This window comes from Granulicella pectinivorans (assembly GCF_900114625.1).
GTDB lineage: Bacteria > Acidobacteriota > Terriglobia > Terriglobales > Acidobacteriaceae > Edaphobacter > Edaphobacter pectinivorans.
Genome location: NZ_FOZL01000001.1, coordinates 3,821,051 through 3,843,678, shown reverse-complemented (window position 1 = coordinate 3,843,678; position 22,628 = coordinate 3,821,051). Strand labels below are relative to the sequence as shown.

Annotated in this window: 23 protein-coding genes; 15 read left to right on the top strand and 8 right to left on the bottom strand. The window is 63.1% G+C overall.

Going from position 1 to position 22,628, the window contains the following annotated elements:
- Window positions 1–301: 301 nt before the first annotated feature.
- Both BM400_RS15385 and BM400_RS15380 read right to left on the bottom strand, forming a co-directional pair.
- Window positions 302–709 (bottom strand): hypothetical protein, encoded by a 408-nt coding sequence (locus BM400_RS15385; protein WP_141223959.1) that lies wholly within the window; start codon window positions 707–709, stop codon window positions 302–304.
- A gap of 45 nt (window positions 710–754) precedes the next feature.
- Window positions 755–1,069, bottom strand: coding sequence for a hypothetical protein (locus BM400_RS15380; protein WP_089840368.1), 315 nt, complete (start codon window positions 1,067–1,069; stop codon window positions 755–757).
- On the opposite strand from BM400_RS15380, the gene BM400_RS22115 reads away from it, so the two are divergent.
- From BM400_RS22115 to BM400_RS15320, 12 genes are all read left to right on the top strand, one after another.
- Window positions 1,068–1,622, top strand: coding sequence for a hypothetical protein (locus BM400_RS22115; RefSeq protein WP_175529052.1), 555 nt, complete (start codon window positions 1,068–1,070; stop codon window positions 1,620–1,622). The two genes, BM400_RS15380 and BM400_RS22115, sit on opposite strands and share 2 nt — an antisense overlap.
- Before the next feature lie 36 nt (window positions 1,623–1,658).
- A complete protein-coding gene (locus BM400_RS15370) occupies window positions 1,659–2,000 on the top strand; it encodes a flagellar hook assembly protein FlgD (protein WP_089840364.1) in 342 nt (113 codons plus the stop codon).
- A 41-nt stretch (window positions 2,001–2,041) separates the two neighbouring features.
- On the top strand, window positions 2,042–3,271 hold the full coding sequence (locus tag BM400_RS15365; protein ID WP_089840361.1) for a flagellar hook protein FlgE: 1,230 nt from the start codon (window positions 2,042–2,044) through the stop codon (window positions 3,269–3,271).
- A gap of 314 nt (window positions 3,272–3,585) precedes the next feature.
- Entirely contained in the window at window positions 3,586–3,828 is a 243-nt protein-coding gene (locus BM400_RS15360; RefSeq protein ID WP_089840359.1) for a flagellar biosynthetic protein FliO, read from the top strand.
- Window positions 3,822–4,592: a flagellar type III secretion system pore protein FliP gene (gene fliP / locus BM400_RS15355; protein ID WP_245781893.1), complete on the top strand. Its 771-nt coding sequence runs from the start codon at window positions 3,822–3,824 to the stop codon at window positions 4,590–4,592. Before BM400_RS15360 ends, fliP begins: the two co-directional genes overlap by 7 nt.
- Before the next feature lie 26 nt (window positions 4,593–4,618).
- On the top strand, window positions 4,619–4,891 hold the full coding sequence (locus BM400_RS15350) for a flagellar biosynthetic protein FliQ (protein ID WP_089840357.1): 273 nt from the start codon (window positions 4,619–4,621) through the stop codon (window positions 4,889–4,891).
- Window positions 4,888–5,652, top strand: coding sequence for a flagellar biosynthetic protein FliR (locus BM400_RS15345; RefSeq protein WP_089840355.1), 765 nt, complete (start codon window positions 4,888–4,890; stop codon window positions 5,650–5,652). The genes BM400_RS15350 and BM400_RS15345 overlap by 4 nt, the downstream gene beginning before the upstream one ends.
- Window positions 5,653–5,668: 16 nt before the next feature.
- The gene (locus BM400_RS15340; protein WP_089840352.1) at window positions 5,669–6,796 is read left to right on the top strand and encodes an EscU/YscU/HrcU family type III secretion system export apparatus switch protein; all 1,128 of its coding nucleotides are present in this window, start codon (window positions 5,669–5,671) and stop codon (window positions 6,794–6,796) included.
- Complete coding sequence (flhA, locus tag BM400_RS15335; RefSeq protein ID WP_089840349.1) at window positions 6,793–8,880, top strand: flagellar biosynthesis protein FlhA; 2,088 nt, start codon at window positions 6,793–6,795, stop codon at window positions 8,878–8,880. Before BM400_RS15340 ends, flhA begins: the two co-directional genes overlap by 4 nt.
- A gap of 33 nt (window positions 8,881–8,913) precedes the next feature.
- Complete coding sequence (locus BM400_RS15330) at window positions 8,914–9,822, top strand: sigma-70 family RNA polymerase sigma factor (RefSeq protein ID WP_245781892.1); 909 nt, start codon at window positions 8,914–8,916, stop codon at window positions 9,820–9,822.
- Window positions 9,823–9,995: 173 nt separating this feature from the next.
- The gene (locus BM400_RS15325) at window positions 9,996–10,268 is read left to right on the top strand and encodes a FliM/FliN family flagellar motor switch protein (RefSeq protein WP_089840346.1); all 273 of its coding nucleotides are present in this window, start codon (window positions 9,996–9,998) and stop codon (window positions 10,266–10,268) included.
- On the top strand, window positions 10,256–11,167 hold the full coding sequence (locus BM400_RS15320) for a hypothetical protein (protein WP_089840343.1): 912 nt from the start codon (window positions 10,256–10,258) through the stop codon (window positions 11,165–11,167). The genes BM400_RS15325 and BM400_RS15320 overlap by 13 nt, the downstream gene beginning before the upstream one ends.
- 206 nt (window positions 11,168–11,373) lie before the next feature.
- Here BM400_RS15320 and BM400_RS15315 read toward each other — a convergent pair whose 3' ends face one another.
- The 3 genes from BM400_RS15315 to BM400_RS15305 form a co-directional block, all read right to left on the bottom strand.
- Window positions 11,374–13,248 carry a DNA polymerase/3'-5' exonuclease PolX gene (locus BM400_RS15315; protein ID WP_089840341.1) on the bottom strand — a complete coding sequence of 625 codons (1,875 nt, stop codon included), beginning with the start codon at window positions 13,246–13,248 and terminating at the stop codon, window positions 11,374–11,376.
- 65 nt (window positions 13,249–13,313) lie between these two features.
- Window positions 13,314–13,532, bottom strand: coding sequence for a cold shock domain-containing protein (locus BM400_RS15310; RefSeq protein WP_089840340.1), 219 nt, complete (start codon window positions 13,530–13,532; stop codon window positions 13,314–13,316).
- 252 nt (window positions 13,533–13,784) lie between these two features.
- Window positions 13,785–14,438, bottom strand: a complete 654-nt coding sequence (locus tag BM400_RS15305) for an NUDIX hydrolase (protein WP_089840338.1) — start codon at window positions 14,436–14,438, stop codon at window positions 13,785–13,787.
- Window positions 14,439–14,564: 126 nt separating this feature from the next.
- Between BM400_RS15305 and bshC the strand changes: the two genes are divergently transcribed.
- Window positions 14,565–16,166 carry a bacillithiol biosynthesis cysteine-adding enzyme BshC gene (bshC, locus tag BM400_RS15300; protein ID WP_089840336.1) on the top strand — a complete coding sequence of 534 codons (1,602 nt, stop codon included), beginning with the start codon at window positions 14,565–14,567 and terminating at the stop codon, window positions 16,164–16,166.
- 9 nt (window positions 16,167–16,175) lie between these two features.
- On the opposite strand, the gene BM400_RS15295 is transcribed toward bshC, so the two are convergent.
- Entirely contained in the window at window positions 16,176–17,009 is an 834-nt protein-coding gene (locus BM400_RS15295; protein WP_089840334.1) for a glycoside hydrolase family 6 protein, read from the bottom strand.
- A 60-nt stretch (window positions 17,010–17,069) separates the two neighbouring features.
- Here BM400_RS15295 and BM400_RS15290 point away from each other — a divergent pair, with 60 nt between their 5' ends.
- Window positions 17,070–17,378: a hypothetical protein gene (locus BM400_RS15290; protein WP_089840332.1), complete on the top strand. Its 309-nt coding sequence runs from the start codon at window positions 17,070–17,072 to the stop codon at window positions 17,376–17,378.
- Window positions 17,379–17,502: 124 nt separating this feature from the next.
- Window positions 17,503–19,305, top strand: coding sequence for an ABC-F family ATP-binding cassette domain-containing protein (locus BM400_RS15285; protein WP_089840330.1), 1,803 nt, complete (start codon window positions 17,503–17,505; stop codon window positions 19,303–19,305).
- Between the two features lie 153 nt (window positions 19,306–19,458).
- Here the strand turns inward: BM400_RS15285 and BM400_RS15280 are convergent, their stop codons facing one another.
- Together BM400_RS15280 and BM400_RS15275 are read right to left on the bottom strand one after the other, a co-directional pair.
- Window positions 19,459–22,116 carry an ABC transporter permease gene (locus tag BM400_RS15280; protein WP_089840328.1) on the bottom strand — a complete coding sequence of 886 codons (2,658 nt, stop codon included), beginning with the start codon at window positions 22,114–22,116 and terminating at the stop codon, window positions 19,459–19,461.
- The gene (locus BM400_RS15275) at window positions 22,113–22,457 is read right to left on the bottom strand and encodes a PadR family transcriptional regulator (protein WP_089840326.1); all 345 of its coding nucleotides are present in this window, start codon (window positions 22,455–22,457) and stop codon (window positions 22,113–22,115) included. Before BM400_RS15275 ends, BM400_RS15280 begins: the two co-directional genes overlap by 4 nt.
- Window positions 22,458–22,628 lie beyond the last annotated feature (171 nt).

Sequence of the window (22,628 nt, the reverse complement as noted above, 5' to 3'; positions counted from 1 at the left end):
ATTCCTCATCGCGAACGAGGAGGGAAGCGACGATGACGACACTGGCCGTGACCCTCCTTGGAGTCCTGAACCCAACAGCGCTCCATGGAAACCCCGTAGTTACAATTTCCACACCCGGCAATACCAAAGCCCAGCCGCCCTTCGCCGAAACCATGGCCGAAGCCGGCGTCCCATCCACGACTCTCACCCTCAAAGAGCCCACCCTCCCGCAACTCCCCACCGTCACGTCTCAGCTTCACCCCACACCGATCCCATCTCAACCCCAAACAATCGCAACAGCCCCCATCGCAAATCAAACGTATCAAAAAAACTTACAAACCACGCAGCCTGAAATCCCATCGTCTCCCGCCAAAGCAATCGCCAAGGCGGCACCCATAGAAACAACCGAAACAATCACCGAAGCCGCACCAGCCCCCGAGCCCGAATCACCTCTCTCCGCGCCTCCCACGCAGGCGCTCGTAGCTTCGACAAACATCCCCGCGCCTTCAACTCCCGCCGCAAGCAAAGCAGAGCCCGAGGCTGTCTCTCTCGCTGAAGCACCTTCAACAAAACTCCCAGCGAAGGCGGTCGAAGCCCCATCCAGAAAGCCCACAATACAAGCCAGGCCAACAACACTTTCAACCGCCACACCCGAGCCGCAGCCAATCGTCCCCTTGGCGTCACCGCCGGAGCAGGCGACTACAACAACCCAGTCCGTCGCCACTGCCACCCTTCTCCCAGTCATCGAGCCAAAGAACCCCCCGGCATCACCGGCTCAAATCACCATCCCCACGGCGCCTGCACCGCAAGCAGTAGCCTCCCCATCGCCACAAGCCAACACCACCTTCGAAATCACCCCAACCCCAGAGCCCGCCGCACCCGCAAAGGCAGCAGCCGCACCCGATCCGCCAATTGAGCCAACCCCACGCAACGCATCACCCGGCACCTCCACGACACGAGTCCCGCGCAAGCCATCCGCGGAGACAACCAAACCCACCCCAACGAAGCCTCTATACGAAGCCCCATCCACCGTGCCATCGCCCACCCCACCCCAGCCCATCCCCGTATTGGCGCCGCAATCCGCCAGCATGCAAGCCGCTCCCACAATGCAGGCCGTAGCGCCAACCATCGCCGCAGCCCCACAACCCACTCCACAAAAAACAACCGAAACAACCGCCGCCCCCATAGCGGAAGCCCAAACACCAGCCCTGCCCACGCTCCCCCACACTACCCTCCAGGCTTCTCCGACAACGTTAGAAGTAGGTGTCCCCAGCGGCACGCACGGCTGGCTCAAGATCCGTGCCGAGATCGATTCCACCGGTACCGTTCAGGCTTCGCTCTCTCCCGCCAACCACGCCGCCCACGAAACCCTCCGGCGCGATCTACCCGCCCTCACCACCTTCCTCGCCAACGAGCAGGTAGCCGTCCAACTCCATGTAGCCGAACCCCCACAAACTACCCCCGCATCGCATGACCAGGACCTCACCCCAGGCACATCCACCCCTGACCAAGGCAATGGCAACCCCCACCCGAACCCCGACTCACCCCCGACCGCGGAAAGCCCGGAGAAAACCGACTGGTCCACTCCAATCTACGAGCCCCAAAGCCTCCACGGAGGCAGTTGGGTCAACGTAGTCGCCTGAAATACGCACCAACAAATTACGAACAGGAGACCCACCATGGGAGTTTTCGACATCGGTTCCACGCAGAGCAGCGCTACCGTAGTAGGCGCCGCCCTCACCCCCAAGAGCACCGCCGCCCAGGCTGCCACTACCTCGTCCACCACCGCCGCCGGCGGCACCATCACCTCCGGCGACTTCCTCACGCTCCTCGTCAGCGAGCTCAAGAACCAGGACCCCACCCAGCCCACCGACCCCAACGCCTACATCACCCAGCTCGTCGGCGTAAACAGCCTCCAGCAGCTCATCCAGATCAACCAGGGCATCGGCTCCCTCGACACCGCTGGCGGCAGCGGAAGCGGCACCACCACCGGCAACGCAGCCGCCATCCAGCGCTCCTGACCCCCCCAATCCAACACCCCCAAAAAACAAAGGACCCCGACATGCCCAACTTCTCCATCGCCCTCACCGGTCTTCAGGCCGACTCCACCGCCCTCAACACCATCGGCAACAACCTCGCCAACCTCAACACCACCGCCTTCAAAAAGCAGACCACCACCTTCGAAGATCTCTTCTACCAGCAGATCGGCTCGTCTGGTTCCGGCGAAGAGCTCCAGACGGGCGCAGGCGTCAAGGTCGCCGGTACCGCCTCCAGCTTCCTCCAGGGCAGCCTCTCCACCACCGGCAACTCCACCGACATGGCCCTCAACGGCGACGGCTTCTTCGTCGTCCAGAACGGCAACACCCAGTCCCTCACCCGCGCCGGCAACTTCCAGCTCGCCAAGGACGGCAGCCTCCTCACCTCCGACGGACAGCAGGTCATGGGCTTCGGAGCCGCCAACGGCGTCGTCAACTCCACCGGCAACCTTACCGCTCTCACCCTCCCCCTCGGCGGCAACGGCGTCGCCAAGGCCACCCAGAACTTCGCCGTCGACGGCAACCTCGACGCCACCGCCGGCGTCGGCACCTCCTTCAATACCTCCGTCACCATGTACGACTCGCTCGGAAAGAGCCACGTCGCCGCTGTCAGCTTCACCAAGGCCTCCGCCAACAGTTGGGACTACTCCGTCACTCTCCCGTCAGGCGAGTCCACCGGCACCCCCATCAACAACAACGGCACCCTCACCTTCAACTCCTCCGGTGTCCTCACCTCACCCACCACAGGCATCTCCGGCATCACCTTTCCCGGCATGTCCGACGGAGCCGCCGACATGAACTTCTCCTGGAATCTCTACGGAGCCTCCGGAGCCCCCACCATCGCGCAGTCCGCCTCGGCCTCCACCGCCACCGCCAGCAATCAGGACGGCTATGCCAGCGGCACCTACCAGAGCTTCGCCGTCGACAGCTCCGGCATCCTATCCGCCACCTTCTCCAACGGAGACGTTCAGGTCGTAGGCCAGCTCGCCATCGCCACGGTAGCCAACGCCGACGGCCTCACCCGCGTCGGCGGCAACAACTACCAGACCTCCGCCGCCTCCGGAGCAGCCAGCTACGCCGGAGCAGGCGTAGGCAGCCGCGGCACCATCCAGGACGACGCCCTCGAAGGTTCCAACGTCGACATCTCCACCGAGTTCTCCGAGCTCATCGTCGCCCAGCGAGCCTTTCAGGCCAACTCCAAAACCATCACCACCTTCGACCAGATCACCCAGGACGCCATCGGCATGATGCGCTAACCAGCCGTGGGCTTAGGCGCTCTCAACACCTAAGCCCATCCGTTGCACTTGTCGTCGTTCTTGCCGTTGGTTCTTTGGTTGTCATCCCCGAAGGGGATCTGCTTTGCCTTTGCCTTTGCTCTTGTCTCTGAGATGAGTTCTGGCTTGAGCCCGGACATCCAACACCGGCAACGATGCGAGGCTTCGGCGCGGGTATGTTCTCGCCTTGGCTTCTGTCCCGCCGCCGCCTCCTAAGCCCTAAGCCAAGCCCCAACCTAAAATCCCCCTAATATCTTCGCCCCACCCACGGTCCCTCACATGCATATCTCCTCTGCATGAGGCAGACCGCAACCCAAACCATGCACCCCGGAGGCCTGGCAGGCTGGCTCCTCAGTCGCTTCTCCACCCAAAAGCCCACCCGCCACCTCCAGATCATCGAAACCCTCCCCCTCGGCGGCCGCCGCCAACTCACCCTCATCCTCTGCGATGGCGAACGCTTCCTCGTCGGCGGAGGCACAGACGGCATCGAGACCATTGTCCGCGTAGGCCCAATCCCGCCCGCGGAGCCCGCATGCTAAGGCTCCTCCTGCTCATCCTCGCCCTTACGCTCTTCTCTACCACTCCCGTCCAGGCCGCCACGCCCAGGCATCTCATCGCCGCCGCAAAGTCCATCCCGCAAGACACCACCCAGCAATCTATCGCCCAGGCCATGGGGACCAACGGAAGCGTGCCTTGGTCCATCGTCCTCGGCCTCACCCTCCTCACCCTCATCCCGGCCATCCTCCTCGCGATGACCCCGATGGTGCGCCTCCTCGTCGTCTTCCACTTCCTCCGTCAGGCCCTCGGCACCCAGACCGCGCCCTCCAACCAGGTCCTCATGGGCCTCGCCCTCATGATGACCTGGTTCCTCATGGGCCCCGTCCTCACCGAGGTAGACAAGACCGCCACCGCCCCCTACCGAGCCAACGAAATCTCCGGCGAACAAGCCATCGAACGCGGCGTCATCCCCGTCAAGCACTACCTCCTCAAGTACGCGCGCGAAAAAGACCTCGCCGTCTTCGCCTCCGCCGGCATGGCGGAACGCCCGAAGAGCAAAGACGATCTACCCATGCAGATCATCGTCCCCGCCTACATCCTCAGTGAGCTCAAAGCCGGCTTCCAGATCGGAGCCATCCTCTTCCTGCCCTTTCTCCTCATCGACGTCGTCATCGCCAGCGTCACCACCAGCATCGGCATGATGCAGCTACCCCCCGTAGTCATCTCCACCCCCGTAAAAATCCTCCTCTTCGTCATGGTCGACGGCTGGAACCTGCTGGCCGACCAACTCCTCAAGAGCTTCTGAACTGACAACTGAGAACTGACAACTTTATGTCCCCCGACCAAACCGTCCACCTCTTCCGCGCCCTCCTCGTAGAAGCCATGCTCCTCTCCGCTCCGTTACTCCTCTCCGCCGCCACCATCAGCCTCATCGTCTCCCTCATCCAGACCCTCACCAGCGTTCAGGAACAAACCCTCACCGCCGTTCCCCGCCTGGTCGTCGTCTTCACCGTCCTCATGGCCACCCTCCCCTGGAGCGTCCACCGCCTCGTCGCCTACACCACGCACCTCTGGACCGACCTCCACCGGTACCTATCCGTATGAAGATCAACGACTGGCCCACCTTCCTCACCGCCGCCCTCCTGGTCATGGTCCGTCTCAGTGGCCTCCTCGTCTTCGCGCCCGTCTTCAACTCCGCCGCCATCGCTCCCCGTATCAAGGCCGGCTTCGTCTTCGCGTTCACCTTCCTCATCTCACCCGCCATCCTCACCATCCCCGGAGCGAACCCCACCCTCACCGCTCCATCCCTCCTCGGCGAGCTCGGCGTAGGCCTCACCTTCGGCCTCTCCCTCATGCTCCTCACCGAATCCCTCACCTTCGCCGGAGCCCTCCTCGGCATGGAGTTCAGCTTCTCCCTCGTCAACCTCATGGACCCCAACTCTCAGGTCGAAACCCCCGTCCTCGGCCAGATGCTCGGCTGGCTCGGCATCCTCGTCATCCTCGGCTGCGGACTCGACCGCACCCTCCTCGCCGCCATCGTCCGCAGCTTCGCCGTCGTCCCCGTCGGCACCGCCGTCCTCCACGCCTCCACCAGCCGAGCCCTTATCCACATGGCATCCGGCATCTTCCTCTCCGGCCTGCAACTCGCCTCCCCCGTCATCGCCGCCGCTCTCGCAGTCGAAGTCACCATCGCGCTCATCGGCAAACTGGCTCCCCAACTTCCCACCCAGGTCATCGGCATCCCCCTCAAGACCCTCACCGCCTACACCGTCCTCCTCGGCTCACTCGCCGTCTGGCCCGGCTGGATCGAACGCCACTACACCGCGCTGCTAGACGCCGCAGGAAGGCTCCTGCTCCAGGCATGAGTGAAAAGGTGCACGTATGAGCGAAAAAGGCACAGAACAAGCCACACCCCAACGCAAGCAGAAGGCCAAAGAAAAAGGCGACTCCGTACGCAGCCGCGAGCTCCTCTCCGCTGTAGCCATGCTTGGAGGCATCGCAGCCCTCGGCTCCGTCTCCCAGTCCTTCGTCCGCACCTGGAGCCAGCTCTACCTCGAATCCCTCCGCACCAACCAGCTCGGCACCGACACCGAATTCATCCACGCCATCCGCACCATGCTCGCCCCCGCCCTCATCCCCGTAGCCCTCGTCATGGCCGCGGCCTTCACCGGAGCCCTCGCTGTCGGCATTGCCCAGGGCGGAGGCCTCAGCATCCACCCCAACGCCCTCTCGCTCAAGTTCACCCGCATGAACCCCGCGACCAATCTCGCCAACATCGTCAGCCTCCGATCGTTCACCCGACTCATGAAATCCCTCGTCCCAGCCGCCATCATGATCGTCCTCGGCTGGGGAGCCCTCAAGGCGCTCATGATCCCCATGCCGGTCATGTCCACCATGCGTCTGCCGCAAACCTTCTCCGCCGTCTACTCCCTGGCCCTCGACGCCGCATGGGTCTCACTCGCCTGGTCCGGACTCGACTACGCCGTCGAGTACATCGCCTGGAACAAGCGCCTCAAGATGACCAGGCAGGAGATGCGCGAAGAGGTCAAGGAAGCCATGGGCAACCCCCAGGTCAAAGGCCGTATCCGCCAGCTCCAGAACGCCGCCCGCAAACGCAAGGTCAAGGCCGACATCTCCCGCGCCTCCGTCGTCATCACCAACCCCACCCACTACGCCGTCGCCCTCGAGTTCTCCTTCGAGACCATGTCCGCTCCCATCGTCCTCGCCAAAGGACGCGACCTCCACGCGAAAGAGATCCGCGAAGCCGCCCAGTGGGCCGGCATCCCCCTCATCGAAAACCCACCCCTCGCCCGCTCCCTCTTCAAGCTCGTGGAACCCGGCCAGTCCATCCCCTTCGAGCTCTACTCCGCCGTCGCCGGCATCCTCGCCTTCCTCTACCGCCAGAAGGTCGAAGAGAAGATGCGCAAGGAGCGCCACCGCCGCGAGCAGGAACAACGCACCGCCCACAAAACATCCATCGCCCTGCGTCCCTACGGAGCCTCCCAATGAACCCCGCCAAACTCAGAGTCTTCATGCTCCCCGTCGGAGCCATCGCCATGGTCTTCGTGATGCTCATCCCGGTCCCCGGCTTCGTGCTGGACATCCTCCTCGCCGCCAGCATCACCGCCTCGGTCATCGTCTTCCTCACCGCCGTGCAGATCCGCAAGGCCGTCGACTTCTCCGTCTTCCCGACGATGCTCCTGCTCCTCACCATGTTCCGCCTCTCCCTCAACCTCGCCTCCAGCCGCCGTATCCTCCTCCACGGCCACGAAGGCACCAGCGCCGCCGGAGCCGTCATCGAGGCCTTCGGCCAGTTCGTCGTCGGCGGCAACTACGTCGTAGGCTTCGTCCTGTTCCTGGCCCTCATCGCCATCCAGTTCCTCGTCGTAAGCCATGGCGCTGTACGAACCGCCGAAGTCACCGCCCGCTTCACCCTCGACGCCCTCCCCGGCAAGCAGATGGCCATCGACGCCGACATGAACGCCGGTCTCATCGACGAGCAGGGCGCCCGCAAGCGCCGCCAGGCCATCGCCCGCGAGGCCGAGTTCTACGGAGCCATGGACGGAGCCGCACGCTTCAACCAGCGCGACTCCATGGCCACCATCCTCCTCACCGTCATCAACATCGTCGCCGGCCTCGTCATCGGCACCATCCAGCAGGGCGTGGACCTCATGACCGCCGTCAAAACCTACACCATCCTCACCGTAGGCGACGGCCTAGTGACGATGATCCCCAGCCTCCTCGTCTCCATCGCCGGAGGCATCGTCCTCACCCGGGCCTCCTCGGCCGGAACCCTCGACAGCGAACTCGGCACCCAGCTCTTCAAAGGCCGCAACACCCTCTGGATCGCCTGCGGAGTCCTCTTAGCCCTTGCCCTCATCCCCGGCCTCCCCAAGCTCTCCTTCGTCCTCATGGCCGCGGGAGTAGCCCTCATCGCCCGCAAGCTCCCAGCCGACTCGACCGCCCCCGCCGAAGACCTCGCCACCGTCGGCACCAAGGCCAAGGTCGAAGAAGCCGCCAAGACCGAAAACCTCGCCAGCCTCCTCAAGATGGACGAGCTCACCCTCGAGATCGGCTTCCAGCTCATCCCCCTCGTCGACGAAAAACAAGGCGGCCAGATGCTCAACCGCGTCCGCGCCCTGCGCCGCCATCTCGCCACGGAGCTGGGCTTCATCGTTCCGCCCGTCCACATCACCGACAACCTCCGCCTCAAGCCCCGCGAGTACTGCGTCTCCCTGCGCGGCGTGGAGATCGCCCGCTGGCAGACGGAAGGGAACTGCCTCCTCGCGGTCAACGCCGATCCCAAGGCCCGCCCCATGCCCGGCGTAGAAACCCGCGAACCCGCCTTCGGTGTCATGGCCCGCTGGATCCAGCCCGGCCTGGAAGAACAAGCTTTGGCGGCTGGTTATTCCGTGGTAGACCAGACCACCGTTATCGGCACCCATCTCGGCGAACTCATCCGCCGCCACGCCCACGAGCTCCTCGCCCGCCAGGAAACAAAACGCCTCCTCGACTCCATGTCCGAGGGCTACCCCAAGCTCGTCGAAGAGCTCGTCCCCAAGCTCATGTCGCTCGGCGAGGTCCAGAAGGTCCTCCAGCAGCTCCTCCGCGAGCAGGTCTCCATCCGCGACCTCGGAGCCATCCTCGAGGTGCTCGTGGAAGCCGCCGCCGAGAGCAAGAACGTAGTCCACCTCGTCGAACGCGTCCGCCAATCGCTTGGCCGTGGCCTCGTCCGCCCGTTACTCGACAACGAAGGCGGCCTCCGCGTCCTCATGCTCGAACAAGGCCTCGAACACGACCTCCTCAGCACCTTCGACCCCGCCGCCGCGGCCCATCTCCTCGGCGACGGAGCCCGCTCCACCGGCATGCCGGCCGACTTCCTCCGCCGCCTGGTCGAATCTGTGAAACGCCTAACCGGAGCCGGCCAGACTACGGCCATGCCCGTGCTCTTATGTCCATCGCCGGCCCGTTATCACGTAAGGCGCTGGCTCGAACCCTACCTTCCCAAGGTAACGGTACTGGCCCCGGTCGAAATTCCACCGGAGATCCGGGTACGCAGCATCGGGACGGTTGGTGAGGGAAGGCACGGCTAGGCATCACGAAACGAATCAACGAGGAGAAACACCATGGGCGGACTCAATCAGATTCCAGTAACCGTATTGCAGGACCTGGCCGCGGGCAGCATGCCCAAAGCCGCCATCTTCGGCGGAGACGCCCTCTCCTTCCACCAGGAGCCCGCCCCCACCCTCGCCTCCGCTTACGCCGGTGCAACCGGCATGGCCAACGGCATCCACGGCCTCACCGCCGAGGACCGCGACCGCCTCCTCCTCGAACATCTTCCCACCGTCCGCTTCCTCGCCCGCCGCATCCACGAGCGCCTTCCCCAGCACGTCGACCTCGAAGACCTCGTCTCCGCCGGCGTCGTCGGCCTGATCGACGCCTTCGAAAAGTTCGACCACTCCAAAAAAGTCCAGTTCAAGAGCTACGCCCAGTTCCGCATCCGCGGCGCCATCCTCGACTCCCTCCGCACCCTCGACTGGAGCCCCCGCGAGCTGCGCCGCAAGGGTCGCGCCGTCGAAGAGGCCATCCGCACCGTCACCCAGCGCTGTGGCCGCGCCGCCACCGACCACGAGATCGCCGGCGAGCTCCAGATCTCCCTCGTCGAGTACCAGCAGCTCCTCGGCGAACTCAAGGGCCTCGAGATCGGCTCCCTCCACATGGAGCGGACCGAGGATTCCGGCGACGATGAAATCGCCTACATCCCCGGAGCACCCGACGAAGACCCCCTCTTCCGCTGCCTGAAAGGCGAGATGAAGCAGCATCTCGCAGACGCCATCGATGAACTCCCCGAACGCGAACGCCTCGTCCTCACCCTCTACTACTTCGAGGAATTAACCATGAAGGAGATTGGCCTGACCCTGGGCGTAGTAGAGTCCCGCGTCTCCCAGATCCACTCCTCCGCCGTCCTTCGCCTCCGCACCGCCCTTGCCGCTCTTGGAGCCCCCAAACTCAAACCCAAAACCGCCCGTCGCTAACGCGCTGCCCACCCAACCTATCCCGTGTCCCGCCCTTGCCGTCTCCCTTGCCTCTAGGTACTCCAGGGCTTGAGCCTTGGGTCTCACAGGACCGCCAAGAACAAGGGCTTTAGCCCCCGGGGTATGCCTTCCTATCCCAGCCGCAACCGCCATTCCTGGCTCCCACGGAAACCATGCCCGAAGAACTCACCATCCTGGCCGACATCGAACTCGAAGCCACCCTCCGATTCGGCTCCCGTCGCATGACCCTCCGCGACGTCCTCGCCCAGCAGGCCGGAGACGTCGTCGAGCTCGACCGCCACGACTCCCAACCCATCGACCTCCTCATCGGCAACCGCATCGTCGCCCGCGGACAAGTCGTCGTCGCCAACGGAAACTTCGCCCTCAGAGTCACCGAGGTCGCTGCCCCACAAATGCGTCTGGAGAGCATCGCATGCCAACCCTAATCCCAGGAACGGACCAGTACATCCCCGGCTCCGGCCGCACCATCGCCGCCGACCCCCACAAGCGTACCTGCGCCAACCCCGACTGCTCCTCCGCCTGGGCCAAGCCCTGGAAGAGCCGCCGCCGCCCCATCTTCGAGGGCCAGTGGGGCTGCGGCTCCAAATGCCTCGAAGCCATCGTGCGCGCCTCCGTCAAGCGTGAAGTCACCGACGGCATCGGCGCCGGCTTCGATGCCCCCCATCGTCATCGCATCCCCCTCGGCCTCGTCATGCTCGCCCAGGGCTGGATCACCCACCCCCAGCTCCGCTATGCCCTCGACCAGCAAAAGTCCCGCGGCACCGGACGCATCGGCGACCTGCTCATCGGCGAGTGCGGCCTCCCGCCCGAGCGCATCACCCAGGGCCTCAGCGTCCAGTGGAACTGCCCCGTCATGACCACCGAGGGCATCACCCCCCGCGCCGCCGCCCTCACCCTCCCCCGCGTCTTCATCGAGCAGTTCGGCCTGCTGCCCCTCCGCATCGCCGGCTCCCGCATCCTCTATCTCGGCTTCAAGGAGAACCTCGACGCCTCCGCCGCCTTCGCACTCGAGCGCATGAGCGACCTCAAAGTAGAGAGCGGCCTCATCAACGACCAGGACTACGACGAAGCCCGCCGCCGCCTCCTCGCCAGCGACTTCGTCCCCACCGAGACTATTGCTGTCCGCGACTCCGAAGAGATGACCCTCAGGATGCGCGAGCAGCTCGAAGACCGTCAGCCCATCGCCGCCCGTCTCGTCCGCGTGCACCACTTTTACTGGTTCAGAATGTGGCTCGAGACCGGGGCCATCTCCACCCACGGAACCATCCCCGGCTCCACCGAGGATGTCCACGACGCCCTCTTCCAGATCGGTGTGCGCGCATAGCGCTTTTACCGCATCGTGGCCACATTATCCATACATTTCACCACGTTTTACCGTCCCGAAAACTGCAGGTAAACCCCAGGGAAACCCGAAGAAACAGGCAAGAAAACCCGAAATCCACCACAAATGCCTGAAAAACCCCACAAATGCCAAAAACAGACCACTTTCCGCGAAAGTGGTCTGTTTTTGGATCGGCGGCGGTCGGACCTCTAAGGCCGTTTTCGCAGCGACGCCAGGAACGCTTCCGGAGTTTCAGCGGTATTCAGCACATCGGCCTTCGTCAGCCAGGCGCGCCGCAACTGTGTGATTCCGAACGGCATATTGTCCAGCTCCTCGGTCGCATGCGCATCCGTGTTGACGCTGATCGCGCAGCCCAGTTCCTTGGCCAGCTTCAGATGGGTGTCCTTCAAGTCTGCCCGGGCCGGATGCGCATTGTGCTCCACCGCCACACCCAACGCCGAAGCGCGTCGGAAAACCTCCTCCAGATCAACAGCATACGGATCCCGCTTCAACACTTTGCGTCCCGTCGGATGGCCCAGAATCCGCGTGTAAGGGTTCTCGATCGCCCGCAGAATCCGCTCCGTCATCTGCGCGATCGGCTGGTCGAAGCGCGAGTGGACACTCGCCACGACGATGTCCAATTGTTCCAGAGTCTCGTCCTCCAGGTCCAACTGACCCTCCGCCAGAATGTCCACCTCGATCCCCGTGAAGATCCGGAACGGTGCCGTCGGCTTCGCAGACGCGAGGCTCGCATACTGCGGAATAATGTCTGCCCTCAACGACTTAGCGGCGAGCGAAGCCTCGTATGCCGCCCACTGCGGGCCCTTGCCCGCGGCAAACTCCTCGGCCAACTGCTCGGAAACCTCACGAACCCGTTTCGCATGTGCCAGCGCCCGGGCATCGTCCATGCCGTTCGTCATGGCCAGGTTCTTGGAGTGGTCGGTGATGGCGATGTACTTCAATCCACGCCGGATAGCCGCCTCGGCCATCTCGCGGATCGTCGCCGTCCCATCCGTCTCGGACGTATGCATATGCACATCGCCGCGAATGTCCGCCAGGGTAATCAGCTCGGGAAGGGTATGATTCGCGGCGGCTTCGATCTCCCCTGCGTTCTCCCGCAACTCGGGCGGAATGAAGTCGAGGTCGAGCGCGTTGTAGATCTCCGCCTCGCTCACCGCCGCGACGATCACGTTGTCTTCGAGACGCAGCAGGGCGTACTCGCTCAGCGTCAGCCCACGCTTAATCGCCCTCTGCCGCAGCGCCACATTGTGCATCTTCGATCCGCTAAAGTATTGCAGCGCAGCACCATAGCTGGCGCGAGGAAGAAGCCGGACGTCCACCTGCAGGTTGTTCCGCAGGGTAAACGTCACCTTGTTTTGCCCGCGCGCCATCAGCTTGTCGATCAGGGGCAGCGTGGCGACATGCTCGACGGCCGCCGCGACGACGTTCGCCTCGCAGGCGGGCCCGGTGGCCAGCAGATCGAGGTCGCCGACCGTCTCGCGGCCGCGGCGCAGCGATCCGGCAGGCGTCACCTGGTCGATCCCCGGAAACTCCAGGATGAGCGCGGAGATGCGCTGCGCAAACTCATGCGCGTGGTCGATCCGGAACCGCGAGGAGTTCTTGCGATAGTCCTCGATTCCTTTCAATAACTTGGCGGTAAACTTCTCGCCCATGCGGGGGAGGGTATTCAGGTGACCGGCCTTGGCTGCCGTCTCCAGGGCATCGATATCGCCCACCTGCAGTGCCGACCAGATCAGCGCCACGGACTTTGGCCCCATTCCCGGCAGACGAAGGAGGTCGAGCATCGTGGGTTTGTATTTGTTCAGCAGCTCTTCGCGCAGAGGCATTGACCCTGTCGCGACCAGATCGCGAAGATTCGCGGCCATGCCCTTACCGATGCCGGGAATCGCCAGCAAGAGCTTTGGATCGGCGTCAGGAGCCGCAAGTGGCGCTAATTGTGTGGTTTGCTGTTCGACTGCTTCCGCCGCTCGCCGGTAGGACCGGATGCGGAAGGGGTCGGCTCCGTCGATTTCGAGGAGGGATGCGGTTTCATCGAGAAGACGGGCGAGAGAGATATTGTCCATAAGCACTTTGAGGGACCGATCATCGGCCCCTCAACAGTATGCAACGGAACGGAGAGAAGAGTGGGTCAGGCTGGTTCCTGCAGACGGACTACCTGGTCTGCCTGTGGGCCCTTGCTGCCCTGAATGATGTCAAAGCCGACCTTGTCGCCCTCTTTGAGGGTCTTATAGCCGTCGAGCTGGATGGAGCTGTAATGAACGAAGACATCGGGGCCTCCGTCACGACCGAGGAACCCATAGCCTTTTGCGTTGTTGAACCACTTCACTTCACCTGAATACTGGGACATGTTCTTTCTTCTCCTGGGCCCATTTCTACCGAGCGCCTTACGCAGCCGGACTGATTGTTACGATGCGGCTCCGGCTCGCAGGGTCGCCTTCGACTTTCCACGGTAGGAGGATGTGCGGAGCATCTCTGTACGCTAGATGACATAAGAGGCCTGCTGGCTTCACTCGTTGGAAACAGTTTTCATCTGGACAAAAAAGCGCCCCCGCTGGCTTCATGCGAGGGCGCTTCATCAACATTTATTTGGACGTCGCTTCTAACGGCCTTTGGCGTGAGCTGCCGCGAAGAGAGAGAGGCCAATCAGTGTCTTCCCGTCGTGAATCTGGTTGGTGGCAACCAGTGCCATCGCGGCGGAGAGGGGCAGTCGAACGATCTCGATGTCTTCATCTCCTTCGGGCTGTGCCTGACCAGGAGTAATATTTTCAGCAAGATAGATCTGCATCCATTCTCCGAGGAAACCGGGGCTCGCGTAGTACTTGGTCAACAACGTCCACTTCTTGGCTCGGAATCCGGTCTCTTCAATCATCTCGCGCTTGGCGGCGGCGAGGGGCTTTTCCCCGACTTCGATGCGCCCGGCCGGCAGCTCTAGGAGGAACTGTCCGGCAGCGTGGCGGTATTGGCGAATCAGGATGACGTCCGGATCCTTGGTATTGGTGCTGGCGTCGACGGCCAGAATGACGATCGAGCCGTTATGCCGAATCAGCTGCCGTACATTAACCGTTCCGTTCGGCTCCTGCACCTTCTCCGTATAAACGTTGAAGATACGGCCTTTAAACGAGAGCTTCGAGGAGAGGACGGTGCCTTTCTTCGCGCGCTTCGCCGGCTTCTTCGAGTCGGCTGCGGTCTTGACGGGGACGGTGGAGACGCTGGTCACGGAGGCTTTGGCTGGGGACTTTTTCTTGATTGCCATGGGCTTACGTTATCATCCTGCATCGGGCAGTGTGGGTTGGGCATCCAACAGACTAACGGTTTGACGATCTTCGTAGTATTGATGGGAGAGGTGTGTTTGCTCTCTCCCGCCGCGTGAGGAATTTGCATGAGCAGTGAATGTTTCCCGATGACCGCGCTGCCGCATACGTCGCGGCTCTTTGCCGACTTTCTTTCGATGCCCCAGGCACCTGAGGAAGCGGCTGTACGTGGTTGGTATGGAACGGGTTACCGTGCTGCCTCCGTGGAACATCCGGAGCGTCTAGCCGATGCCCTGAAGGCTCAGTCGGTGGAGTTTGGCGCGGGGGAGGCAACGCTCGCGAACATCGAGAAGCTGCGCCATGGTGCGCGAGCTGTGGTCACCGGGCAGCAAGTAGGGATGTTCGGTGGTCCCCTGCTGACCATTCTGAAGGCGGCTACGGCGGTGGCACGGGCGAAGCAGGCTTCCGATCAGACGGGCGTCGAGCATGTTCCAATCTTTTGGATGGCCACGGAAGACCATGATTTAGATGAGGTTGACCAGGTTTCCCTGCTCACCAAGCATGAGATGGTGACCCTCCGGGCTGGGTTGAAGACGACGGCTCCGGTCGAAGTGGGTGGGGTGGTGCTGGGGCCCGAGGTGGAGGCTCTGCTGGAGCAGGCGAGCGAGATGCTGGAGTGGGGTCCGGTGTGCGATATGCTGCGCGAGTGTTATGTCTCGCGTGAGGGATACACGGCGACGCTTGGGGGGGCCTTTGCACGCTGGATGGGCAAGCTATTCGAAAAGCAGGGTTTGGTGGTGCTCGATGCATCCGGGCGGGAGTTCCACGCGATGGGTGCGGTGGCTCTCCGGTACGCGATTGAGCACGCAGCAGAGCTCGAAACGGGGTTGCTGACGCGGACGAAGGAGCTGGAGGCTGCTGGGTATCACGCGCAGGTTCTGGTAGCTCCGGGTCATTCGCTGCTGTTTCTGGTGGACGACGAGACGGGGGGACGGGCTGCACTGCGCCGGACGGGTGACATTTGGAAGGCTGCGGGCAAGACCTACGCGAATGCAGATCTGCTTTCTATTCTTGAAGATGCACCGGAAAGGTTAAGTCCGAATGCACTCCTGAGGCCGGTGTTTCAGGACTGTTTGTTGCCTACCGCGGCCTATATTGGCGGGCCCGCCGAGATTGCTTATTTCGCGCAGAGCGAGGTCGTTTACAGGGCTGTGTTGGGTGCGGCGACACCGGTTTTGGCGCGTTTCTCGGCTACGCTGGTGGAGTCGGCGATCGGTAACGTGTTGGATCAGCATGAGTTGCGTCTGCCGGGTGTTTTTGGAACTGCAGAGGAGCTCGCGCAGAGGCTTGGAGCCCGGGCGATGCCGATTGAGGCGAAGCGGAAGCTGGCGGCGGTCGGGAACGCGATGGATAAGGAATTGACGATTCTCGAGGATTACCTGGGTGCGATGGACGAGAGTCTGGGCCGGTCGGCTAGGGTGTCGGGATCGAAGATGCGCTATCAAATGAACAGGTTACGGCGCATGGCTGCGCATTTCGAGTTGCAGAAAGAGGGCAGCTTGAAGAAGCATGCGGACGCCTTGATTCTGCATCTTTACCCGGATGGGCAGACGCAGGAGAGGATCGTGGCGGGTGCGTGGTTTGTGGCGCGCTACGGGGATGGGCTGGTGGACAGGCTGGTCGCAGAGGCCTCGGACTGGTGCGGCGGACATGTGGTGGTCCGGCTCTAGTTTGGCGTGTTAGCCGCGCACGAGCTCTATGGCGAGGCTGGGGACGAATGCTCCGGCGTCCGCCGGACCGTCGGACTCGCCGGGGCACTTGATCCATAGGTTGGCGTCGACGGATTGGGACGCGGCCATTGACAGGGGGAGCTGGCCGATCTTGCGACCGGTTGGGTTCTGGGTTTCCTGCACATTCTGTGGAGGGCCGTTTCCGTTGCGTGAGGTGTCGATGACGGAGGGCTTGCCGGTGGCTTTGAAGAGCTGCAGCGCGTAGGCCTGACACTCAGCGTCTGTGCGGAAGTTGGAGACGTTGAGGGAGAAGCCCCGGTTGGCTTTGGTTCCCAGTGCCTTGTAGAGGCTGGCGGTCTCTGCTGCGGAGAGCCATGCGGCGTGGCCGGCGTCGAGGTAGACTGTGCCGGCTTCGGAGAGCTGGTCGATGGCGTAGGCGAGGCATGCGCCGCGAAGCTGGGCGGCGTCGTCCTCGAGCTGGGGGATGAAGGGCAGGGCATCGGGCTCGAGGATGAAGACGGGGGCGAAGGGCGCGGTGAGGCTCTCGATGGTGTCGATGAACTGTTCGTACTCTTCGAGGGTGGCGGCTCCGCCGGCGGAGGCACCGTTGTTGTCGCGACCGGGGATGTTGTAGACGACGAAGACGGCGGTTTCGGTGCCGGGGAGTTGGGTGAGGGCGTTCCGGAGTCTGGCGGGGGTGCTCGCTGTATCCGTGAGCCAGATGGCCTGGGGTTGGGCGGCGAGGAAGGCGATCTCCGGTGTGCCTGGGTGGCTTGCGTTGTAGCGGGTGGCGGAGGAGTCGGGATCGACGAAGAGGGTGGCGGGGTCGAAGGGGTTATTCATGCTTGGCTCGCTCTGGTTTTAGAATAGCGGACTAGGATCATAAGCAGAGGGTGGTGCGCGATGGGTTTGAGCGATGAGGCGTTTGAGGTGAGCTGTCCGGACTGTGGTGCGATGTTGACGATCGATCCGGTGACGCGGAGTGTGATTGGGCATACGGCGGCTCCGCGGAAGAAGACGTTCGAGGACTTTGGGGCGGCCGCGGCGGCGTTGCGCGAGGCGGATGCCCGTCGGGATTCGTTGTTCAAACAGAGTTTGGACGCGCAGAAGAACAAGGACGATGTGATGGCGAAGAAGTTCGCCGAGGCGGTGAAGAAGGCTAAGGAAAGTCCGGTGACGGAGAGGCCTTTTCGGGAGTTCGATCTGGACTAGAGGCTGTGTCCTGCCGGGCGAGCGCTCTGCGCGGGAGGTGGCCACTTCGTGACTGATCACTGCTTCGCGAGGCCCTCCCGTTGGTCAGGAATGGGATCCTGGCGCCGACGCGGTAAACTTGCGTATGCCTCCTATTTTGAATGCGCAGGGTTTGACGAAGGCCTTTGGCGCGAATGCTTTGTTTCGTGAGATTAGTTTTGTTGTCTCTGATGGTGATCGTATTGGGCTGATTGGTCCGAATGGCGCTGGTAAGTCGACGCTGCTGCAGGTGCTGGCGGGGGAGCAGGACGCCGACGAGGGCGATGTGGCGATGCGCAAGCGGGCGCGCATCGGGTACGTGAAGCAGGAGTCGGTGTTTGCGCCGGGGCTCTCGATTCGGGATGTGCTGGAGGCCGCGCTGGAGCGGGCCGGGGTGAGCGAGGCCGAACGCGAAGGACGGATGAGGGAGACCTCCGGAAGGACCGGGTTTCCGAGCCTGGAGGCTGAGGCCGCCAAGCTGAGCGGCGGGTGGAGGAAGAGGCTCGCCATTGCCGAGGCCGTGGTGACGGGGCCGGATGTGTTGCTGCTCGATGAGCCTACGAACCATCTGGATCTGGCGGGGATTACGTGGCTGGAAGAGATGCTGAAGCAGGCCTCGTTCGCGCAGGTGATTATCAGCCACGATCGTTATTTTCTGGAGAACGTCGCTACCGAGATGGTGGAGCTGAACCGCGTGTATGCGGAGGGTCTTCTGCGGGTGAAGGGGACGTACTCGGAGTTCGTTGAGGGCAAGGCGAACTACATGGAAGCGCAGTCGAAGCTGCAGGATGCGCTGAAGAACCGGGTGAAGATCGAGGTGGACTGGCTGCGTCGTGGGCCCAAGGCCCGGTCGACCAAGGCCAAGGCGCGTATCGATAACGCGAACGACCTGATCGGGCAGTTGAAGGATGTGAACCAGAGGACGCAGACGTCTTCGGCGGGGATTGAGTTCTCGGCGACGGAGCGGCAGACGAAGCGGCTGGTGGAGCTTGAGGATGTCTCGATTGTTCTGGGCGAACGGACCATTGTGGAGGGGTTGAACTTCCTCTTTGCGAACGGCGTTCGCGTCGGGCTTGTTGGGCCGAATGGAAGCGGCAAGACGACGATTCTGAAGCTGCTGACCGGGGAACTGGAGCAGGCTTCGGGTGTGGTGAAGAAGGCGGCTTCGCTGAAGGTCGTTTACTTCTCGCAGTTGCGTGAGCTGGATGAGGGCGTGACACTGCGGCGGGCGCTGGCTCCGGATTCGGACTCGGTGTTGTACCAGGGACGCGTGGTGCATGTGGCCAGCTATGCGGCCAAGTTCATGTTTACGTCGGAGCAGTTGAACCAGCCGGTGGAGAGGCTGAGCGGTGGGGAGCGGGCGCGTGTGTTGATCGCGAAGCTGATGCTGGAGCCGGCGGATCTGCTGTTGCTGGATGAGCCGACGAACGATCTGGACATCGCTACGCTGGAGATTCTGGAGGAGTCGCTGCTGGAGTACACCGGGGCTCTGGTGCTGGTGACGCACGATCGTTACATGCTGGATCGCGTGTCGACCATTGTGCTTGGGCTGGATGGGAAGGGTAAGGCCGAGCGCTTCGGAGACTACTCGCAGTGGGAGGCCTGGCAGGGTAAGGGCGGCGAAGAGTTGATGGAGGAGAAGGCTTCGGCGCAGGGACCGGATGTGAAGGGGTCTTCGGCGAAGAAGAAGCTTTCTTACCTGGAGGCCCGGGAGTATGCGGGGATCGAGGCTGCGGTGGAGGCGGCGGAGGAGCGGCTGAATGCGGCCAGGGACCTGCTGGATGAGCCTTCGGTGGCGACCAACGCGGATGCATTGACGGCGGCCCTGCATGAGATGGAGAAGGCGCAGGAGGTTGCGGATGGGCTGTATGCGCGGTGGGCGGAGCTGACGGAGAAGGCGGGTGGGTAGTTTCGGTGGCGGGATGAGTGGTGCGGTCTCGTTTCCCTTGATACCCCACCGTCTCGATGAGACGGAAAGAATGGGCACCCATCGTTTCGGCCTTATCGAAAGGGACAAGCCCACATCTCAAAGGCGAGATGTGGGGCACCCGGGTTTGTGGCGCTAGTTGTTTCTTAGGGCGACCATGGGGTTGATGCGACTGGCTCTGCGGGCGGGCAGGTAGCCGGCTAACAGGGCTACCACGGCCAGCAGAAGGATGATGGCTCCGAAGGTGATGGGGTCGGTGGGTTTGGTGCCGAAGAGCAGGGTGGCGATGAGGGAAGAGACGGCCAGGGAGGCTACTGTGCCTACGGCGATGCCGATCGCGGTCATGCGCAGGGTTTTTCCCAAGACGCCTAGCTGGACGTTTTGCTGGGTTGCTCCGAGCGCCATGCGGATGCCGATCTCCTGGGTGCGTTGGGTGACGGAGTAGCTGATGACGCCGTAGATGCCGAGCGAGGCGAGGAGAAGACCGAGCGTGGCGAAGATGGCGACGAGGTAGACGAAGAAGCGTCGGGGGCTGCCGGCGTGGTCGACGATCTCCTGAATGGGCTTGAGGTCGGCGGAGGGCTGGCCGGGGTTGAGCTGGCGGAGGGTCGCGAGGACCGCCGGTCGGAGCGTGGCGGCGGGCAGGGTGGAGCGGATGACGAGATTGGGGTCGGAGGAGCCGAACTGCGGGGCGGCAGCGGAGAGGTACATTTGCCAGCCTGATTTGGCCTCGGCGCTGGTCTCGCGTACGTCTTCGATGACGCCGATGACGCGAGCGTCCGCTCCGCCGACGAGGGCTATGCGTCCGATGGGGTCTTCGTTGGGCCAGAGGTAGCGGGCTACGGTCTGGTTGACGACGACGACGGCTTGTTTGGGGTCGACGTCGTCCCAGGCGATGTCGCGGCCTTTGACGAGGCGCATGCCGATGGTGTGGAGGTAGCCGGGGGTAACGATGTAGACGAAGGTGCCGGGGAGCTCGTCCTTCTCGTAGTGCTTGCCCTTGGCGGAGATGCCCCAGGAGCGGTTGCGGGACATAGGGAGGGAGTCGGTGATGGCGGCGGACTGAACTCCCGGGACCTGCTCGATGCGGTGAATGACCTCGCGGTTGAAGGCGGCGTAGTCGGCGGCGGTGGTTCCGTGGAATCTGTCGGGGATGTCGAGGAGCATGGCGGAGGCGCGGGAGGGCTCGAAGCCGAGGTCGACATCGAGGACGCGGAGGAAGCTGCGGAGGAGGAGACCGGCGCCGACGAGGAGGACGCAGGCGAGGGCGATCTGGCTGACGACGAGGGTGGTGCGGAGGCGGTTGGTGGAGGTGCCCCCGGTGGTGTTGGCGGCGGAGTCCTTGAGTGCGCTTTGGATGTTGCCGCTGGAGATGCGGAGACCGGGGACGATGCCGAAGAGGAGACCGGCGGCGACGGCGATGAAGAGGGTCCAGGCGAGGGCCTCTTTGTCGATGGCGATGCTGGACATGAGGGGCAGGGCGATGGAGCCCTGATGGGCGAGGTAGAAGACGGCTCCGAAGGCGAAGGCGAGGCCGAGTAGGCCTCCTGCGGCAGAAAGGAGAAGGGATTCGGTGAGGAGTTGGCGGACGATGCGGCTGCGGGCGGCACCGAGGGCGGAGCGGACGGCGAACTCCTTGGCGCGGGCGGCTGCGCGGGCGAGGAGAAGGTTGGAGAGGTTGACGCAGACGATGAGGAGGATGAGTCCGACGGCGCACCAGAGGACGATGAGCGAGGAGCGGAGGCTGCCGGCGATGTACTGCTTCAGATCAGTGAGATGGCCGTCATAGCCGCCCTTCCACCCTTGCTTCACGCTGCCATAGAGGGTGGGAAAGAGGAGGTTGGCTTCGGCCTGTGCGGCGGGGAGGCTCACGCCCGGCTTGAGCCGACCGGTGAGAGAGATCATGTTGCCCCACTCGCGAAACTTGTCGTACAGGTAGGGCGTGAAGAGGTCCATCTTGGCGCCCGGCGAATAAATGGCTCCGAAGTCGAACGACTCCGGCAGGACGCCGATCACGGTGTTGGGCGTAGTGCCGAAGGTGAGGGATTTGCCGATGATGTTGGGATCGCCATTGAGCTCGCGCTTCCAGAAGGGATAGCTCACAATGACGACGGAGGGTCCGCCGCGCTCCCACTCCTGGTGGTTGAACGTAAGGCGGCCCATCAGGGGCTGCACGCCGAGCGTGGTAAAAAAGTTCTCCATCACCTCGATCTGCGAGAACGGCTTGGGGACGCCGCCGGTGTTGAGCTTCCAGTTGCCAGGAGCGGTAAAGGCATCGTAGCCGGTGACGTTTTCAAACGAAGTGTTGCGCCGTTGGAACTCCTGGACGGCGTCCGTGGAGTACGTCGCACAGGAGGCTCCGCACTTCGACACCAGAGGCGCAATGCGCACAAGCTGTGACGGTTGCGGAAAGGGCAAAGGCCGCAGCAGCAGCGTGTTGACCACGGAAAACACAACGATATTCGCGCCGATGCCCAGTGCCAGAATCAGCACGGCAACCGTGGTGAAGCCGGCATCGCGGCGGAGGGTGCGGAAGGCGTAGCGGAGGTCTTGGAACAGGGTTTCGAGCGCGGGAACGCCGCGTGCAGCGTGGTGCTGGTCGCGCGCCTGCTGGATGCCTCCGAACTGAATCAAAGCCTGTCGACGAGCTTCGTTGGGGCTCATGCCCCTGGTAAGGTTCTCATCGGTGGCGATGGCGATGTGGGCGGCCATCTCACGGGAGACTTCGGCGTTGATCTCTTCCTGGCCGAACAGGGAACGAAAGCGCTGGATGGATTGGCGGAGGGTGGTCATTTTTCACCTTCCATGGAGAGTACGCGGCCCATGACGGCGGCGAGGCGGTTCCAGTAGGCGGCGTCTTTTTCGAGTTGCTTGATGCCGGCCTTGGTGATGGCGTAGAACTTGGCGCTGCGATTGTTCTCGCTGATGCCCCACTCGGCGGAGATCCAGCCGCGCTGCTGGAGGCGGACCAGAGAGGCGTAGATGGTTCCCTGGTTGAGCAGGATCTCGTCTCCGGAGACCTGCTCGATGCGCCGGGCGATGCCGTAGCCGTGCATGTCACCCATGGTGAGGAGTGTCTGGAGAACCATGGTATCGAGGGTTCCCTGGAGGAGGTCGAGTTTGGCTTCGGGCATGGTGTTCGCTCCTGTTGTGATGCCACATGAGTATGACATGGCTCTATGTGGTTGTGCCACAGGAGAGGGTACGGAGGCATGTGCGGTTTGGTTCCATGCCGGATGGGATTGTTTCTCTGGATGGGAGAGAGAGACCGCAAAAGGGGACGAGAGGGATGGTGCATCCGTCGG

What these genes read in the sequence shown, in the direction of transcription:
- flhA (WP_089840349.1), top strand. Translation starts at nt 6,793, where the DNA reads ATGAACCCCGCCAAACTCAGAGTCTTCATGCTCCCCGTCGGAGCCATC.
- BM400_RS15380 (WP_089840368.1), bottom strand. Translation starts at nt 1,069, where the DNA reads ATGCTGGCGGATTGCGGCGCCAATACGGGGATGGGCTGGGGTGGGGTG.
- BM400_RS15280 (WP_089840328.1), bottom strand. Translation starts at nt 22,116, where the DNA reads ATGACCACCCTCCGCCAATCCATCCAGCGCTTTCGTTCCCTGTTCGGC.
- BM400_RS15315 (WP_089840341.1), bottom strand. Translation starts at nt 13,248, where the DNA reads ATGGACAATATCTCTCTCGCCCGTCTTCTCGATGAAACCGCATCCCTC.
- BM400_RS15310 (WP_089840340.1), bottom strand. Translation starts at nt 13,532, where the DNA reads ATGTCCCAGTATTCAGGTGAAGTGAAGTGGTTCAACAACGCAAAAGGC.
- BM400_RS15340 (WP_089840352.1), top strand. Translation starts at nt 5,669, where the DNA reads ATGAGCGAAAAAGGCACAGAACAAGCCACACCCCAACGCAAGCAGAAG.
- fliP (WP_245781893.1), top strand. Translation starts at nt 3,822, where the DNA reads ATGCTAAGGCTCCTCCTGCTCATCCTCGCCCTTACGCTCTTCTCTACC.
- BM400_RS15330 (WP_245781892.1), top strand. Translation starts at nt 8,914, where the DNA reads ATGGGCGGACTCAATCAGATTCCAGTAACCGTATTGCAGGACCTGGCC.
- BM400_RS15320 (WP_089840343.1), top strand. Translation starts at nt 10,256, where the DNA reads ATGCCAACCCTAATCCCAGGAACGGACCAGTACATCCCCGGCTCCGGC.
- BM400_RS15365 (WP_089840361.1), top strand. Translation starts at nt 2,042, where the DNA reads ATGCCCAACTTCTCCATCGCCCTCACCGGTCTTCAGGCCGACTCCACC.
- BM400_RS15360 (WP_089840359.1), top strand. Translation starts at nt 3,586, where the DNA reads ATGAGGCAGACCGCAACCCAAACCATGCACCCCGGAGGCCTGGCAGGC.
- BM400_RS15295 (WP_089840334.1), bottom strand. Translation starts at nt 17,009, where the DNA reads ATGAATAACCCCTTCGACCCCGCCACCCTCTTCGTCGATCCCGACTCC.
- bshC (WP_089840336.1), top strand. Translation starts at nt 14,565, where the DNA reads ATGAGCAGTGAATGTTTCCCGATGACCGCGCTGCCGCATACGTCGCGG.
- BM400_RS15285 (WP_089840330.1), top strand. Translation starts at nt 17,503, where the DNA reads ATGCCTCCTATTTTGAATGCGCAGGGTTTGACGAAGGCCTTTGGCGCG.
- BM400_RS15325 (WP_089840346.1), top strand. Translation starts at nt 9,996, where the DNA reads ATGCCCGAAGAACTCACCATCCTGGCCGACATCGAACTCGAAGCCACC.
- BM400_RS15350 (WP_089840357.1), top strand. Translation starts at nt 4,619, where the DNA reads ATGTCCCCCGACCAAACCGTCCACCTCTTCCGCGCCCTCCTCGTAGAA.
- BM400_RS15305 (WP_089840338.1), bottom strand. Translation starts at nt 14,438, where the DNA reads ATGGCAATCAAGAAAAAGTCCCCAGCCAAAGCCTCCGTGACCAGCGTC.
- BM400_RS15370 (WP_089840364.1), top strand. Translation starts at nt 1,659, where the DNA reads ATGGGAGTTTTCGACATCGGTTCCACGCAGAGCAGCGCTACCGTAGTA.
- BM400_RS15275 (WP_089840326.1), bottom strand. Translation starts at nt 22,457, where the DNA reads ATGCCCGAAGCCAAACTCGACCTCCTCCAGGGAACCCTCGATACCATG.
- BM400_RS22115 (WP_175529052.1), top strand. Translation starts at nt 1,068, where the DNA reads ATGCAAGCCGCTCCCACAATGCAGGCCGTAGCGCCAACCATCGCCGCA.
- BM400_RS15345 (WP_089840355.1), top strand. Translation starts at nt 4,888, where the DNA reads ATGAAGATCAACGACTGGCCCACCTTCCTCACCGCCGCCCTCCTGGTC.
- BM400_RS15290 (WP_089840332.1), top strand. Translation starts at nt 17,070, where the DNA reads ATGGGTTTGAGCGATGAGGCGTTTGAGGTGAGCTGTCCGGACTGTGGT.